This is a genomic window from Pandoraea sp. ISTKB (genome assembly GCF_001721285.1).
In the GTDB taxonomy this organism is placed as follows: Bacteria; Pseudomonadota; Gammaproteobacteria; order Burkholderiales; family Burkholderiaceae; genus Pandoraea; species Pandoraea capi.
In genome coordinates this window covers 276,831-291,751 of sequence record NZ_MAOS01000001.1, presented here as the reverse complement: position 1 = coordinate 291,751, position 14,921 = coordinate 276,831, and the positions used below count along the sequence as shown (strand labels likewise).

Here is a 14,921-nt window from a genome sequence, read left to right as displayed (position 1 = left end):
CATGTCTCCCGCCTCACCCGCCTCTGTGTCTTCCATCAGGACGTCCGATAGCGAAGAAGCCGTCGCGCTGGCACGCGGCGACGATGCCTACGAGCGTATCCGTCACGACGTGCTGACGTGCGAGATCATGCCGGGTGCGGTGGTGAGCGAAGCGGAGTTGATGCGTCGGTACGGCATTGCGCGCACGAGTTGTCGTGTGGCGCTGGTACGGCTGGTGCATGAAGGCTTTGCGCGTGCGATTCCTCGTCAGGGATATCGCATTTCGCCGGTGACCCTCGCCGACGTCGAAGAGATTTTCACCCTGCGCGCCCAGCTCGAACCGATGGCGGCGCGGCTCGCGTGCGGCAACGTCGACACCGAACTGCTTGCGCGACTGGACGAAGCTTGCGAGGCGCCGTTCGCCCACAAGCCCATCGACCATCAGATCGAGTGGTTCCTGCACACGAACCGCAAGTTCCATCTGACGATTGCGGCCGCCAGCGGCAATGCTCGCCTGTATCGGACGCTTGCCGGATTGATGGACGACATGGCGCGTCTCGTGTCGCTGGGCTTCGGCGTACAGGGCGTGCGCCCGCGTATCGAACACGATCACGAGAGCATCATCGGTGCGCTGGTGACAGGCAATGCGCCGCGCGCAGAAGCGCTCGCGCGCCAGCACATCGAGACCTTCCTTCAGCAGACGAAAGAACATGTGTTTGCGAGTCTGTCGGCGTCTGGCACGTGGCTGCCATACCTGTCGATCGCCGATCTGCGCAAATGATCAGGCGGCGGTGAGCACCTGAGCTTCGGTGCGCGATTCTCGTGCGCGCCCCGGAATCGCGTCGAGCAGCGCGCGCGTATACGGATGCGACGGCGCGCGAAAGATCGCCGACGTCTCGCCGTACTCGACCACACTGCCCGACTTCATGACGGCGAGCGAGTCGCACAACTGTGCCGCGATGCGCAGGTCATGTGTGATGAAGATCATCGACAGGCCCAACTCCGCCTTGAGCCGCGCAAGCAAACGAAGCACCTGCGCCTGTACGGAGACGTCGAGCGCCGACACGGGCTCGTCGGCGACCAGCACCCTCGGACGCATCGCCAATGCCCGCGCCAACCCGATGCGTTGACGCTGTCCGCCCGAGAACTCATGCGGAAAGCGATCGAGCGCATCGGCGCTCAGGCCGACCAGCTCGAACAGTTCAAGCGCATGCGCATGCGCTTCACGCGGAGGCTCGCCGCGCGCAATCGGACCCTGCGTGACGATATCGCCCACGCGACGTCGCGGGTTCAGCGAACTGAACGGGTCCTGAAACACCATCTGAATGTCGAGTGCCGTGCGCCGCGCGTTGGCGTCGAGCGAGCCGGACGCCAGATCCGTGTCGCCGTAGAGAATGCGTCCCGCGTCGGGTGTCATCAGCCGCAGGATCGAGCGCGCAAGCGTAGACTTTCCCGAGCCGCTTTCGCCCACGATGCCGAGCGTCTTGCCGCGTCCGACGTCGAGACTGACGTCGCGCAATGCCGCAGTGTGTGCCTGCGCCTTCTTGCCCAGCCAGCCATGCTTCGCGTAGGTCTTGCGCACCTGTTCGATGCGCAGCACCGGCGGCGTGGCATCGTCGCGCTGGACCGGGGAGGCATTAGCTGCCGAGGCCGATGGCAATGCCGGGACGGCTGCGATGAGCGAACGTGTGTATTCATGCGACGGACGTGTCAGGATCGTCTGCGCCGTGCCTTGCTCGACGATCTCTCCATGCCGCATGACGGCCACGCGATCCGCGATCTCGGCCACGACACCGAAGTCGTGCGTGATGAAAAGCACGCCAGTCCCCTTGCGTTGCTGAAGCTCCCGAATGAGCGTGAGAATCTGCGCCTGCGTGGTGACGTCGAGCGCTGTCGTCGGTTCGTCTGCGATCAGCAGTTCGGGTTCGAGCGCGAGCGCCATCGCAATCATCGCGCGCTGGCGCTGTCCGCCGGAAAGCTCGTGCGGATAGCGCTTCGCTGCATCGTTGGGGGACGGAATGTGCACGGCTTCCAGCCATTCCAGCATGCGTGCCCGAATCGTGCTGCCCGGCAGTCGGGTGTGCGTGCGATAGACCTCTGCGATCTGATCGCCGATGGTGCGCAGCGGGTTGAGTGCGGTCATCGGCTCCTGAAAGATCATGCCGATGCGCGAGCCGCGCCAGCGGCGGCGCTCGGCTTCGGGCAGCGTCAGCAGATTGCCCGCGCCCTCCCAGGCGACGCGTCCGCCACTGACTTGCACGCCGGGCGGCAGCAGGCCGAGCAGGGCGCTCGCGGTCATCGACTTGCCCGAGCCGCTTTCGCCGACCATACACAGGATCTCGCCGCGCGCGAGCGAGAACGAGACGTCGTGAAGCGCATGCAGGCGATCGGCATTGGGCGGCAGATCGAGCGTGAGATGTTCGACGTCGAGCAGAGTCGTCATGGTGACTGTCCGTAAGGGGCGCGGAGGGGCGCGAAGGTTCGCGAAGGAAGTGGCGGGAGCGCGTTCTGACCGATATCAGAGGCGCTGTCCGCCGCTCGCGTCGATGGATTGACCGGTGATCCAGCGGCTTGCATCACTGGCGAGGAAGGCCACGATGTCCGCAATGTCGCGCGGCTCGCCCACCCGGCCGAGCGCCACAGTCTGTGCGATGACCTGACGCGCCACCGGGTCGCTCGCGCGCTTGTTCAGATCGGTGGCCGTCGCCCCCGGCAGCACGGCGTTCACGGTGATGCCACGGGCGCCGAGATCGGCGGCAAGCGACAGCGTCAGCGCTTCCAGACCGGCTTTCGCCGGTGCATAGACGCTCATCTCCGGATAGGCCGCACGCGTGCCCATGGAGGAGACGTTGACGATGCGCCCGCCGTCCTTCACATGCCGGAGCGCATGCTGGATGAGGAAGAACGGCGATTTGAGATTGACTTGCAGGACACGGTCGAAGTCCTCGGGCGTCACCGCATCGATGCGAGCGCGCAAACCGACGCCCGCATTGTTCACGAGGATGTCGAACTGCGGCGGCAGGTCATGTGCGGTCAGTGCGCCGATGAAACGTTCGACGAGTTGCTGCGCCCCATCGGCAGACGCGAGATCCGCCTGCACCGCGAAGGCGCGCGCGCCACCGGCGATGAGTTGTGCGACAAGCGTTTCGGCGTCGGCGGATGCCGCGTTGTAATGCACGCCGAGCGTTGCGCCGCGTGCCGCCAGCGCGATGGCGATGGCACGGCCAATGCCACGGCTGGCGCCGGTGACGAGCGCGACTTTCCCGTCGAGACGGATCGGATCGCTGGATTCGGTGAGAAGACTCATGACGCATGGGCTCCGGTGAGCGAAAGAGAGTTAGCACGGCCGTCGCTCCACCCCCGGGAGGCTTCGAGCGCGCGCGCCTGTTGCAGCAGGGCATGACGGTCGACCTTGTTGGTCCCCGCCCAGGGCAGTTCGGTGACGAAAGCCACGCGGCGCGGATGCTGATACGCCGGACCGTTGGCGAGGGCATGCTGCTTGAGATCCTCGGCGCTCAGCGTGCTGCCGGGCTGGCGCACGACGAAGGCGACGGGCACGGCGGCACGTTCCTCGTCGGGCAACGGCACCACGCTCGCCTGACGCACTTCCGGATGCGCCTCCAGCAATTTCTCCACTTCCACCGGATAGATGTTCTCGCCGGCGCAGACGAACATGTCGTCGGCGCGTCCCACGAAGTAGAAGAAGCCGTTGGCGTCGCGTCGCATGACGTCGCCGCTGTAGTACCAGCCGTCGTCGAGCACCTGTGCGGACTTCTCGGGCAGTCGGTGATAGCCGTGCATCACCGCGGGGTTGCGCATGCATAGCACGCCCTGATGCGCGTCGGGGCCGTCGACGAGCTTCACCGCGTCGGGCGAGAGCGGATAGCCGAGCGCGAGCGGTGGCAGCGGGATACCGTCAGGGTGCGGACCGAAGATGCTCGGCCCCGCTTCCGTCGTGCCGTAACCGTGATGGATGTGCGTCTCCGGGAACGCCGCCTGAATGTGTGCGAGCAACGCCGTGCTCATGGGCGCCGAGCCGAGCATCACGCGCTTGAGCGACGATACGTCGCGACCGGCGAGTGTCTGCGGGTCCTTGACGAGCCGCGCGAACATCGTCGGCACGGCCGTCAGTACGGTGATGCGATAGCGCTCCAGCGCGTCGACATAGGACGTCACATCGAACGACGGCAGGATCACCAGCGTTCCGTTCACGGAGAAGGCGCGCTTGGCCATGAACAGGCCGTTCATGTGGAACAGCGGTTGCGCAAGCAGATAGCGCTGCGCCGACGGATGCTCCGGCTGAGCGTGAGTCGCGGCCAACGCCCACAACTGACCGGTGTGCGTGAGCGGTACGCCTTTCGGTTTGCCGGTGGAGCCGGACGTGTAGAGCATCTGGGCAACGCGGTTATCGTCCGGACGCACGGCATCGAAGTCGGCCGGCGGAATCTGGGCGGCGAAGCCGTCCGGCCCTGCATCGTCGAAATCGATGACGGGCACGCGTGCGGCGAGCGCCTCGTGCCGAGCGGCATCGACGAACGCCAGCGAGATGCCCGCATCGTCGATCACGTAATCCAGGATCTCGCGCGACTGCTTGATGTTGATGGGCACCGCGACGTATCCCGCGCGCATGATGCCGAAGTAGGCGATGAGGTACTCGGCACGATTGAGCGAGGCGATGGCGACGTGTGCGCCGTCGGGCAGCCCGCGAGCGCGCAATGCGGTGGCGACGCCGTTGGCCAGACGGTCGACGTCGGCGTGCGTGTAAGTGCGCGGATGCGTGTCGTCTCGCAGGTCGACGATGGCCGTCGTCTCGAGACTGAGGGTTCGGTCGACGAGGTCGCCGAGGTTGTGCCAGCGGTGAGTCATAAGTTTGCGTCGGGCAATAGAGGCAATAGGGGGCAATGCGCGAGGGCGCGATGTTCAGCGTTTCTTCCGTAGCGCGGGATTCAGAGCGTCGTTCAGCCCGTCGCCCACGAGGTTGAGCGCAAGTACGGCGAGCATGATGGCGATGCCGGGTTCGGCGCACAGGTACCAGGACGAGCGGATCAGCGTGCGGCCCTCGCCGATCTGGCGCCCCCAACTCGCGATGTTCGGATCTCCGAGTCCGAGAAACGACACGACGGATTCGTAAAGAATGGCGCCCGCCACGACCAGCGTGCCCATCACGAGCACGGGCGGCAGCGCGTTAGGCAGCACCTCACGCAGCGCGATACGCCAGGGCGAGAGACCGACCGTGCGGCAGGCCTGCACGAATTCGCGCGACTTGAACGACAGACACTCCGCCCGCGTGAGACGAGCAATGGCGGGCCACGAGACGAGCGCCACGGCAATGATGGTGTTCTCGATGCGCGGGCCGAGGATGGCGACGACCGTGAGCACGAAGACCACGTTGGGCACGATCTGGAACAGTTCGGTGAAGCGCATCAGGACTTCGTCGATCCACCCGCCCCACCACGCGGCCATCGCACCGATCGAGACCCCGATGACCGTGGCGGCGACACTCGCCACGAGCCCTATGGCGAGCGTCGCACGCGCTCCGTGGGCGAGCATCGCGGCGATGTCGCGCCCGAGCGCATCGGTGCCGAGCGGGTACTGCCATTGCTCGAAGGGCCAGATCTCCGGCGTGGCCACGATACGCAGCGGATCGCCGGGATACCACCAGCCCGCACACAGCGCCACGATCACGATGACGGCGAGCAGCAGCGCACCGGCGACGGCACCGCCGTGGCGCGCGAACTGACGCCACGCATGGGCGCCGCGCCGTGTGGCGCGTGGCAGGTCGGAGGCGTTGCGCGTGGCGAGCGCATCGAGAGCGGGTTCGGCGGAAGACGTCATAAGGCAAGCCAGTTCATTACGGGAAAGCACGATACGGGCCGGGGTTTCACACGCCATGCGTGCGAATGCGCGGATCGAGTCGCGTGTAAATCAGATCGACGGCAATGTTCGCGACGATGACGAGCGCGGAACTGAGCACGAGCAAGCCCAGCACGACCGGGTAATTGCGGCTCATCACGCTGTCGAACAGCACACCCCCGATGCCGGGCCAACTGAAAACCGCCTCCACGACGATGCTGCCGCCCAGCACCGTGCCGAGTTGCAGGCCAAGCAGCGTGACGACCGGCAGCATCGCGTTGCGCACCATGTGTCGCGTGATCACGGCGCGTCGCGTGAGACCCTTGGCCTGTGCGGTGCGCACGTGATCCTGACGGGCCACTTCGAGCATCGATGCCCGCATGACCCGCGCGTAAGTTGCCGCGTAGAAGAGGCCGAGCGTGAGCGCAGGCAGCGCGAGGTGATGCAACACGTCGAGCGAGGCATGCCACGCCCCTACGAGGCCGGTGCCGTAGTCCATGCCGATGGTCGTCATGCCGCCCACGGGGAACCAGCCGAGCTTCACCGAGAACAGGATGATGAGCATGATCCCGAGCCAGAAGCTGGGCGCGGCGAAGCACACCACGGCGGCAATGGAGACGAGCGTGTCGCGCCACGTGTTCACGTTCACGGCGGCGATGACTCCGGCCGCTACGCCCACGACCACAGCAATCAGCAGGCTCGCCAGCATCAGCACCAGCGTGGCGGGCAGGTGCGCCATGATCACATCGAACACCGGCAGGTTGTGACGATACGAATAGCCGAGATCGAGATGCACCACCGAGTTGATGTAGTGCAGGAGTTGCTGCCACAGCGGCTTGTCCATGCCGTACGTCACGCGCAACCGCTCGATCAGTGCGGGATCGGTCACCTGTTGCTCGGCGGTCATCACGTCGAGCAAGGTGCCGGGTACCGACTGGATCAGGCAGAAGTTCATGACGATCACGCCGAGCAGCAGCGGCACGGCCTGAACGATGCGGCGCAATAGCAGACGCGTCACCATGGCAGCCGGCTCCTTACGAGGCGAGCCAGACGTCGGCCAGCGCGTCGCCCTGCACGTTGGCGCTGGTAGTCGCGTTGCGAACGTTGGTGCGCGAGAGCGTGAACGACTCCATCTCGACGAGCGGCACCAGCGGCACGTCGGTGGCGGCCAGTCGCGCAAAGTCGTGCGCGAGCTTCTGACGCTTCGCGTTGTCCGTCTCCACGGTGAGCTTGTCGACGAGTGCGTCCATCGCCGGGTTCGAGTAGCCGGTCGCGTTACGGAACGCGGCGCCCTTGACGATGCCGTCGGTCGTAAAGAACTGCGTCACGACCGGCACGAGTTCCAGCGGCGCGGTGAAGTTCGAGACGGCGATGTCGTAGTCGTAATCGCTGTAGATGCGTTTGAGCGCGGTGGCGCGGTCGAGCGAATCGAGCTTCACGGTGATGCCAATGTCCTGCAACGCCTGCTTGAGGTACTGGCCGAGCTTGGCGTTTTCCTCGAACCACGCGGCGGCGACCAGATTGATCGTGAAGCGCGAGCCGTTCTTGCGCGGCAGGCCGGCGGCATCGAGCAGCGCGTTGGCTTTGGCGGGATCGAACGGGTACTTCGGCACGTCGTCGGTGAAGAACAGCGGGTTGGTGCGGAAGATCGGCGAGACGGCGGGCTTGCCGCGTCCGAAATAGATCGTGTCGATGATGAACTTGCGGTCGATGGCGTGCAGGATCGCCTGACGCACTTCACGACGTTTCACGTGCTCGCGGCGCTGATTGAACTCGACGGTGACCGTCCACGCCGCGTTCTCGTAGCCGCGCGTGTCCACGGCGATCTTGCCCGTCTTCACAAGGCGATCGATGTCGCGTGCGGGCACCGGGTTGGAGAAGGCCACCTGCAACTCGCCTGTTTCCAACGCGGCAGAGCGCGACGCGGGATCGCCCCACCAGCGGATGATGAGCTTCTCCGGATATGGCTGCGCGGCGTTCCAGTACTGCGCGTTGCGCGCGTACGAGACGTAGCTGCCGCGAACCCACTGACCGTACTTCCACGGTCCGGTGCCGATCGGGGCGTTGTTCAGCGGATTCGTGATGATGTCCTTGCCTTCGTACAGATGCTTCGGCACGACCACCTGATACTGACCGGCCAGGATCGACTTGAAGAAGAACTCCGGCACAGGGGTGGAGAATTCCAGCTTGACGGTATGCGCGTCGGTCGCGCTCACGCGTTTGAGCGACTTCAGCGCGACGCCCGCCGCGATGGGCTTCCAGTGCTCCTGCACGTTGTACACGACGTCGTCGGCCGTGAACGGCTTGCCGTCATGCCACAGCACGTTCTTGCGCAGCGCGACGGTGTACGTCTTGAAGTCGGCCGATGCGCGAACGTCCGTCGCGAGAACTGGCTGGAACGCGAGCTTCTCGTCGATCTTGAGTAGACGTTCGAGAATCTTCGTCGACGTCATGAACGGGCTGGAGCCGCCGCCGCCCGGCACGAAGAGCGCTTGCGGTTCCAGTCCGCCCCAGCTTGCGACGAGCGTGCCGCCACGATGTGGCGCAGCGTCTGCCGCGAAGGCGCGTGTCGGCGACACCAGCCAGCCGGCCGTGCCCGCGAGCGTGGCGGAGGTGGCGGCCAGCGCGCCGGTCGCGCTGCGGTGGAGAAACTGACGACGGGACAGACCCCGGGACTTACGCATGATGAACTCCGGAAAAGCGGGGCGCCGGTGCGATCTCGCGGGGCGCCTTCAATCGGCTGGGCAGATGAGCGGATGAGTGAATGAGTGGTTCTGGCGAATCGAATCAGGCGGGCGGCAACGTGGCGTAGCTCGCCCGGCCGATGGCGACGAGCGCACCCTGCGCGTTGAACAGATCGACGTCCGCGACGCCGATGCTCTTGCCCAGTCGACGGACGCGCGCAACGGCGCGCAGGTCGGTGTCGATGGCCGGGCGCAGGTAGTCGACGCGGAAGTTGACCGTCGGCAACCCCCGGCCGACGAGCATGCCCACTGCGAAGTCGCCGACCGTGTCGATCACGGCAGCGAGCGGGCCGCCATGCCACTGACGTGTGCCCTTGCCGCGCTCGAACGACGCCTGAAAGGGGATCTCGACTTCGATGATCTGCGCGTCGTGATCGAGCGAGACGACGCGCATGCCGAGCCAGGCGATGAACGTCGAGTTGTCGAAGGCTTGCTGAACCTGTGCGACGGAGAGGGTTTGGGTCGTCGTGCTCATGCGCCCACCAATACCTTGCCGACGATCTGGCGGTTTTCCAGTGAGGCGAGTGCCTGGGCACCGTCTTCGAGCGGCCATTTCTTGTCGACCAGCACGCGCAGCTTGCCGCTCGCGACGAGGTCGAGCAGTTCATGCAGGTCTTCGCGCTCCCAGCCGTTCGAGCCGCGAATCTGCAACTCGAAGGTCCAGATGAAGCGCAGGTCTTCCTTGGGATCGAAACCGGCGGTAGCGCCGCACGTGAGCACACGACCGCCCTGACGCAGCGTGCGCAGCGAACGCGTCCACGTATCGCCGCCGGTGAAGTTCACGACGACATCGACGCCGCCGTTGTTGGCCGCACCGCGACGTCGCGCGGCCTTGCCGTAGCGCGTGCGGATCACATCGACGAAGTCTTCTTCGGTGTAATAGATGATGTCGTCAGCGCCCAATTCGCGCAGGCGCTCGCCTTTCTCACGCGAGCCGGCGCAGGCGATGACTTCCGCGCCTGCGAGCTTGGCGAGTTGAACCGCGCACACACCCACGCCGCCGCTCGCCCCGAGGATCAGCACGCGCTCGCCGGCCTTGATCTGACCGATGCGCTGCATCATGCGCAGCGCGGTTCCGTAAGCGACGGGAAGCGCTGCCGCGTCGTCGAACGAGACGGCGTCCGGCAGACGCACCAGTTGATGCTCGGGCACACGGCACAGTTCGGCCAGACCGCCATGCGTCGTCTCGCCGACGAGGCCACCGGTCACACGGTTGATCGGATCGACCAGCACGCGGTCGCCGACCGACCAGCCCTGTACGCCGGGGCCGATGCTGGCGATTTCACCGGCGACGTCGAGGCCGATGATGACGGGGAACGGCAGCTTGATGCCGGGCATGCCGCGGCGCGTGAAGACGTCGTGATAGTTCAGCGACGACGCTCGCACGCGCAGCACGACTTCACCTTCGCCCGCAACGGGGTCCGGGAAGTCGGTTTCGAGTTTCAGCGCGCTGTTGTCGCCGTGTTCACGCAATACGATGGCTTTCATGTCGGTTCTTGAGTCGAATTCAGAATGAGCGAGCCCCTCGGGCAGACGCCGATCCTTGTTGAAAAACGGAGAGAGTGAGGCGGTGTCAGGCGCTCATGCGCGCCCTTGACCCATTGGCCTGTCGACCTATTCGCGCGTGGCGAGGCCTTGCAGCGCTTGCGCCGTGATCTGCAACCCGTGCGTGAGCACGCTGTTGCGCCACACGGACGACACTGGCACGAAAGCGTCCAGCACGTCGGCGCGCAGTTGGCGATCACGTACCGGATCGGGATTCGCCCCGGCGCGCGAACGCAGCCATTGGTCGAGGCGGTTGGCCTGACTGGCGTTCGAGCCGCGTGTGCCGAACTCGACCACTGCGCCGATCACCGGACGTCCCTTCGCAAACTGCTCGACACCCCGGAACACCAGCCCCTGATAGTCCGGACGTTGCAGCCCATGCGGGCGCTGGTTCAGCACGCGCTCGGCGCCCCACCAGCGGGCGGCTTCGCGTTGCGCGTCGCTGTCGTCGGCGTTGAAGCACAGGAAGAACGGCTCGCCGTATTCCCCGATGCCCGTGTGCCAGTCGATCAGGCCGATACGCTGTGCCTGCGACAACTCGCGCTCGACAATCGTCTGCAACGTCACGTTCGACCACTCGCGCGCGCGTCCGCCGTAGATGAGGCCGTCGGCGTGTGTGTACTGACCGCTCGCGAGCGTGTTGAAGAGGGCGTCGGGACCGTGTTCGGCGCGGAATGCGTCGACGGCGCGTGCACTCTGCGCCAGCCCTTCGGTCGTCCACTCGGCAGGAATGAGATGGTCGTGCAGCGACGCGTAATGCGGATTGACCGGGTGCGGCCGGTCATGGTCGATGAAGTTGCGATTCAGGTCGACGTTGTTTTCCGTTGTGCGCGTGGTGTGCGCGAAACCGTACGGATTGATCGCATGGACGAAGGTCACGGCGACATCCGGTGCCAATGTTGCAGCCGCATGCGTGAGCCATGCGGTCTGCACCGCCGATCCTGCGCCGCCTTCCAGGCCATGCGTACCGCTGATGGCGAGCAACTGATGCGGCGCGTGCGCCGCACCCAGCCGTGCCACGTCGACCGTCAGATCACTGCCGTCCGGTGCTTTGGCGCTCGGATTCACATAAGTGCTCAGATCCGCGCCTGCGCGGTCAGCCGCGCTGCGAAAGCGTTGACGTGCGTCGGCATAGTCGACGCCGAACGCCTGCCACCATGTCGGTTGTGTACTCACGGCGTGTCCCCTTCGACGAACTGGAGCGCCACGTGGAAGCCGTCGGCGGCGGCTACCAGCACCGAGCCGTCGTCGAGCGTCGTCCACGGCACGCCGTTCTCGCGCAGCGTGGCTTGCGTCTGTGCGAGGGAGCGCGTGCGCAGGATGAGCGCGACGCTGCGCTCGCTTCCGTCGTCCGTCGTCTCGACCTTACCGAAGCGTTGCGCGGCTTCGATGGGCGTGACGAAGTGCACGCGGGCGCGCCCTGCGGTGAACGCATACCCCGTCTCGCCGGCGGCGGTGAGGATGCCGGGGCCGAAGACGCGATCGTAGAGCGCAGCGGTGACCGCCGGATTCGGCGATGCGATCACGAAGCCGACGATGTCCGTCACGCCGTTCGGATGGTCGCGCCATTCGTCGCGCCAGACATGCTCGGGCGTGAAGTGATGGCAGAAGAACGTGCGACCGTTGCGCACGAGTTCGGTGGCCAGTCGCACGGTGCGAAAGCGGGCGTCTTGCGTGGTGCCGTCCGGCAGACGCACCGGGCGGAAGAATTCGGCGGGCGTTTCCACGCCGATGCCGCGTTCCTGCAACGTCGCGTAAAGGCCGTGCGAGTCCTGCGTCTTGAAGACGAGACCCGTCAGACCGAGCGGCGCTTGCGTGACGTCGGGACGCGCGGTCGACTTGCCCGCCTCGAAGCCGAGCAGTTCAAGGTAGTTTTCCCCGAAGATCGCCAGATGGTTGCTGGTGCCGAGCGAATGATGACCGCGCTCGGTCAGGGCGAAGCCCAGACGGCGGTACGTATCGACGGACGCTTCAAGCTCGCCTTTGACGTTGATGACGACGTGATCGAGCACCGGTGCGGGAAGCTGACTCATACCTGACCTCCAGATTGTTGACGTGGGAACGAAACGATGGAGGCAGGGTACACAAAGGAGGACGCAAGCGGTGCAAGCGCGACGGCGGCGGCAAGGCACACGCCCGGAACAGAACGACTGGACACGACAGCTCCCGACAGAGAAAGGACGACGCGTCCATTCTAGAAGCGTGCCGCTGTGCGCCCAACTGATGCTTTTTGCTTTGCTTAGTGCGGGGCGTGCGGTCGTGAGGCCCTCACGTGCACCGGGAGCCGAATGTCAGGCGCTCAGCCTTGTTTTACGGGCTTTCTCACTCGGTGAGACGACGCTTTCGAGGCCGATTTCGCGTCTGAGGCGTCGCGCATCTCCAGATGATCGACGAGATGGTCGGAGAACGCCTTGACCTTCGCGGTGAGCTCACGCCGTGAAGGATAGACCAGATAGAGACCGGCTTGCGTATCTCTGGTATCGCCGCCGTTGAACGGCAGGTTGAGCAACCGTCCGTTCGCGATGTCGTCGTCGCAGGTATGCGCGGGCAGCACCGCCGCCCCGGCACCATGCAACGCCAACTGCCTGAGCAGGGCGAAGCTGTTCGTCGCGACGGCGTAATCGGGTTGCGGCGGGACCAGCGCTGTCGAGCGCTGCGATGCCGGCGACCCGGTGCGCGGGCGGAAGATGAGTTGCGGGATGTCGTGCGTGGCGCTCGGCGTGTCGTCCTTGCCGACGCGCTGGCCCTGCGACTTGCCGAACGCCGGGCTGGCGAAGCGCGCGAAGCCGAACGTCGCGATGCGTCGCGCAATGACGTGATCCCCGCCGGGGTTGCCGCCGCGAATCGCCATGTCGAGATTGTCGTCGACGAAATCGCTCACGCTGTCATCGACCAGCACATCGAAGCGCACGCGGGGATGCATGACCCGAAATGTCGTGATGGCGACGCTCAGTGCATCGAACGGGAAGTCGAACGGCACACCGATGCGCAGGGAACCCGTCAATGCCCGATTGGCCGATGGACTGGCGGCGCCGGCCTGCTCAGCGTCGCGCAACGACTGAATCGCGGGCGCCGTGCGTTCGAAATAATCGCGGCCATCGTCGGTGAGCGCGATGCGGCGTGTCGTGCGACGCAGCAGGACCACACCCAGATGCGTTTCGAGCGAGGCCACGCGGGCGCTCACTGTCGAGCGGGGAATATCGAGGGCGCGTGCCGCTGCGGAGAACGAACCGCGTTCGACCACGGTCACGAACGCCAGCGTTCCATTGAGATCCATCGAGAGTAATTGTCCATTTCATTGGCAAGTCCTGCCAATTTTAGACGCCTTTTCTCGCAGGTGAGAGATTGCCAGAATGAAGGCATTCCCCCTGACACGAAGGAGCCTTCCGTTTCATGCAATCCGAATTCAATCCGCACGTCGACACGGTGTCGTTCGCCAACATGGATGTCCGCCTCATCGCAGGGGTGCACGATCGCGGCGAACATCACGAGCGCGATCTCACGATCATGGACATGACCGTCAATTCGCAGGGCGGCGCGCCAATGCACCGTTCGCTCGACGAAGAGAAGACGTTCGTGCTCACGCATGGACGTCTGCGCTTTACCGTCGGCGACACGACGCGGGAAGTGGTGGCGGGTGAGGTGGTGAATGTCGCGAAGGGCGATGTCCACGGCTTCGTCAACGAACAACCGATGATCGCGCGCATGTTGCTCGTGTCGACGCCGGCCTGTCACGACGCGTTCTTCCGCGCCATGGCGGCGCTGCCTGTGCCACACGATCCGCAGGCCGTGCGCGAGGTATGTCAGACGTTCCGTCAGGAGATCGTGGGCCTGTGAGGTGACGTCAGTCAGCGAGTCGGTCCCGGGGACGAGGCGGGTCCGGCGTGCCAACCTTTTCACGATGTACTGCCATCAGCAGTCGAACGGTACCCCGGCGGCACGCAGGCGTCGCATGGCGCTGTCGAGGTGAGCACGGGCGCTGTGCGGATCGCCTGCGCGCATCTCGGCGGCGGTGCGTCGAGCGATGGCCTCCGGCACCGCACGAAGCTCGCGCCCCGTGCTCATCGCCCTGCACTGCACTTCGCAGGCGCGCTCCAGATAGTAGAGGTCGTCCCACGCCTCGGCGATGTTGGGGCCAGCCACCATCACTCCGTGATGCTTCATGAAGACGATGTCCGCGTCGCCCATGGCGGCGGCAATGCGGTCGCCTTCCTCGTTGCCCAGTGCGAGCCCGTTGTAGTCGGTATCGACGACGGTGCGTCCGTAGAACTTGAGCGCCGTCTGTCCCGCCCACACGAGAGGATCGCCTTCGCTCATCGCGAGCGCGGTCGCCCAGGGCATGTGCGTATGGAACGCTGCGCGCACGCGCGGGTTCGCCTTGTGCAATCGGGCATGGATGTAGAACGCCGTGGCTTCGGGAACCCCGTCGCCGGCGACGACATGCCCTTCGACGTCGCACACGAGCAAGCTCGATGCGGTGACTTCTTCGAACGCCAGCCCGAACGGATTGACGAGGAACCAGCGGTCGCTGCCCGGCAGCATCGCCGAGAAGTGATTGCAGATGCCTTCCTCGAAGCCGTGCATGGCGGCGAGCCGGAAGCATGCCGCGAGTTCTTCGCGGGCGGTGCGCACGGCGGGTGAGTCGAGATCGACGTCGTGGTCGAGGCGACGCGAGGTGTCGCCCGCGTTCAGTGAGAGCGTATGCGCCATGTCAGTCTCCACGTGAGCGACGGCACGCTTGCGCCTGCCGTCGCATCCGGTGATTGCGAGTCTTTTGTCCTGCTGTCCAACTAGCCTGCC

Annotated in this window: 14 protein-coding genes; 2 read left to right on the top strand and 12 right to left on the bottom strand. The window is 65.4% G+C overall.

All coding sequences use genetic code 11. The features are described from left to right. Position 1 precedes the first annotated feature (1 nt). Positions 2-760: a GntR family transcriptional regulator gene (locus A9762_RS01295; RefSeq protein WP_069340219.1), complete on the top strand. Its 759-nt coding sequence runs from the start codon at positions 2-4 to the stop codon at positions 758-760. On the opposite strand, the gene A9762_RS01290 is transcribed toward A9762_RS01295, so the two are convergent. The 11 genes from A9762_RS01290 to A9762_RS01240 form a co-directional block, all read right to left on the bottom strand. Continuing rightward, a complete protein-coding gene (locus A9762_RS01290; protein WP_069340218.1) occupies positions 761-2,422 on the bottom strand; it encodes an ABC transporter ATP-binding protein in 1,662 nt (553 codons plus the stop codon). A gap of 75 nt (positions 2,423-2,497) precedes the next feature. Further along, on the bottom strand, positions 2,498-3,286 hold the full coding sequence (locus tag A9762_RS01285) for an SDR family oxidoreductase (protein WP_069340217.1): 789 nt from the start codon (positions 3,284-3,286) through the stop codon (positions 2,498-2,500). Next, entirely contained in the window at positions 3,283-4,845 is a 1,563-nt protein-coding gene (locus A9762_RS01280) for a class I adenylate-forming enzyme family protein (RefSeq protein WP_069340216.1), read from the bottom strand. Before A9762_RS01280 ends, A9762_RS01285 begins: the two co-directional genes overlap by 4 nt. A 54-nt stretch (positions 4,846-4,899) precedes the next feature. Next, positions 4,900-5,814: an ABC transporter permease gene (locus A9762_RS01275; RefSeq protein ID WP_083253523.1), complete on the bottom strand. Its 915-nt coding sequence runs from the start codon at positions 5,812-5,814 to the stop codon at positions 4,900-4,902. A 46-nt stretch (positions 5,815-5,860) separates the two neighbouring features. Beyond that, the gene (locus A9762_RS01270) at positions 5,861-6,853 is read right to left on the bottom strand and encodes an ABC transporter permease (RefSeq protein WP_069340215.1); all 993 of its coding nucleotides are present in this window, start codon (positions 6,851-6,853) and stop codon (positions 5,861-5,863) included. Positions 6,854-6,866: 13 nt separating this feature from the next. Next, positions 6,867-8,516, bottom strand: a complete 1,650-nt coding sequence (locus A9762_RS01265; protein WP_069340214.1) for an ABC transporter substrate-binding protein — start codon at positions 8,514-8,516, stop codon at positions 6,867-6,869. Between the two features lie 103 nt (positions 8,517-8,619). Beyond that, positions 8,620-9,051, bottom strand: a complete 432-nt coding sequence (locus A9762_RS01260; RefSeq protein ID WP_069340213.1) for a PaaI family thioesterase — start codon at positions 9,049-9,051, stop codon at positions 8,620-8,622. Beyond that, positions 9,048-10,064, bottom strand: a complete 1,017-nt coding sequence (locus A9762_RS01255; RefSeq protein WP_069340212.1) for a zinc-binding dehydrogenase — start codon at positions 10,062-10,064, stop codon at positions 9,048-9,050. The genes A9762_RS01260 and A9762_RS01255 overlap by 4 nt, the downstream gene beginning before the upstream one ends. A 126-nt stretch (positions 10,065-10,190) precedes the next feature. Next, the gene (locus tag A9762_RS01250) at positions 10,191-11,297 is read right to left on the bottom strand and encodes a M14 family metallopeptidase (RefSeq protein ID WP_069340211.1); all 1,107 of its coding nucleotides are present in this window, start codon (positions 11,295-11,297) and stop codon (positions 10,191-10,193) included. Next, positions 11,294-12,154: a VOC family protein gene (locus A9762_RS01245; RefSeq protein ID WP_069340210.1), complete on the bottom strand. Its 861-nt coding sequence runs from the start codon at positions 12,152-12,154 to the stop codon at positions 11,294-11,296. The genes A9762_RS01250 and A9762_RS01245 overlap by 4 nt, the downstream gene beginning before the upstream one ends. A 266-nt stretch (positions 12,155-12,420) precedes the next feature. Further along, positions 12,421-13,398, bottom strand: a complete 978-nt coding sequence (locus tag A9762_RS01240) for a LysR family transcriptional regulator (protein ID WP_069340209.1) — start codon at positions 13,396-13,398, stop codon at positions 12,421-12,423. A gap of 116 nt (positions 13,399-13,514) precedes the next feature. On the opposite strand from A9762_RS01240, the gene A9762_RS01235 reads away from it, so the two are divergent. Next, positions 13,515-13,958 (top strand): cupin domain-containing protein, encoded by a 444-nt coding sequence (locus A9762_RS01235; RefSeq protein ID WP_069340208.1) that lies wholly within the window; start codon positions 13,515-13,517, stop codon positions 13,956-13,958. A 75-nt stretch (positions 13,959-14,033) separates the two neighbouring features. Here the strand turns inward: A9762_RS01235 and A9762_RS01230 are convergent, their stop codons facing one another. Then, positions 14,034-14,831, bottom strand: coding sequence for an aldolase (locus tag A9762_RS01230; protein ID WP_069340207.1), 798 nt, complete (start codon positions 14,829-14,831; stop codon positions 14,034-14,036). Positions 14,832-14,921 lie beyond the last annotated feature (90 nt).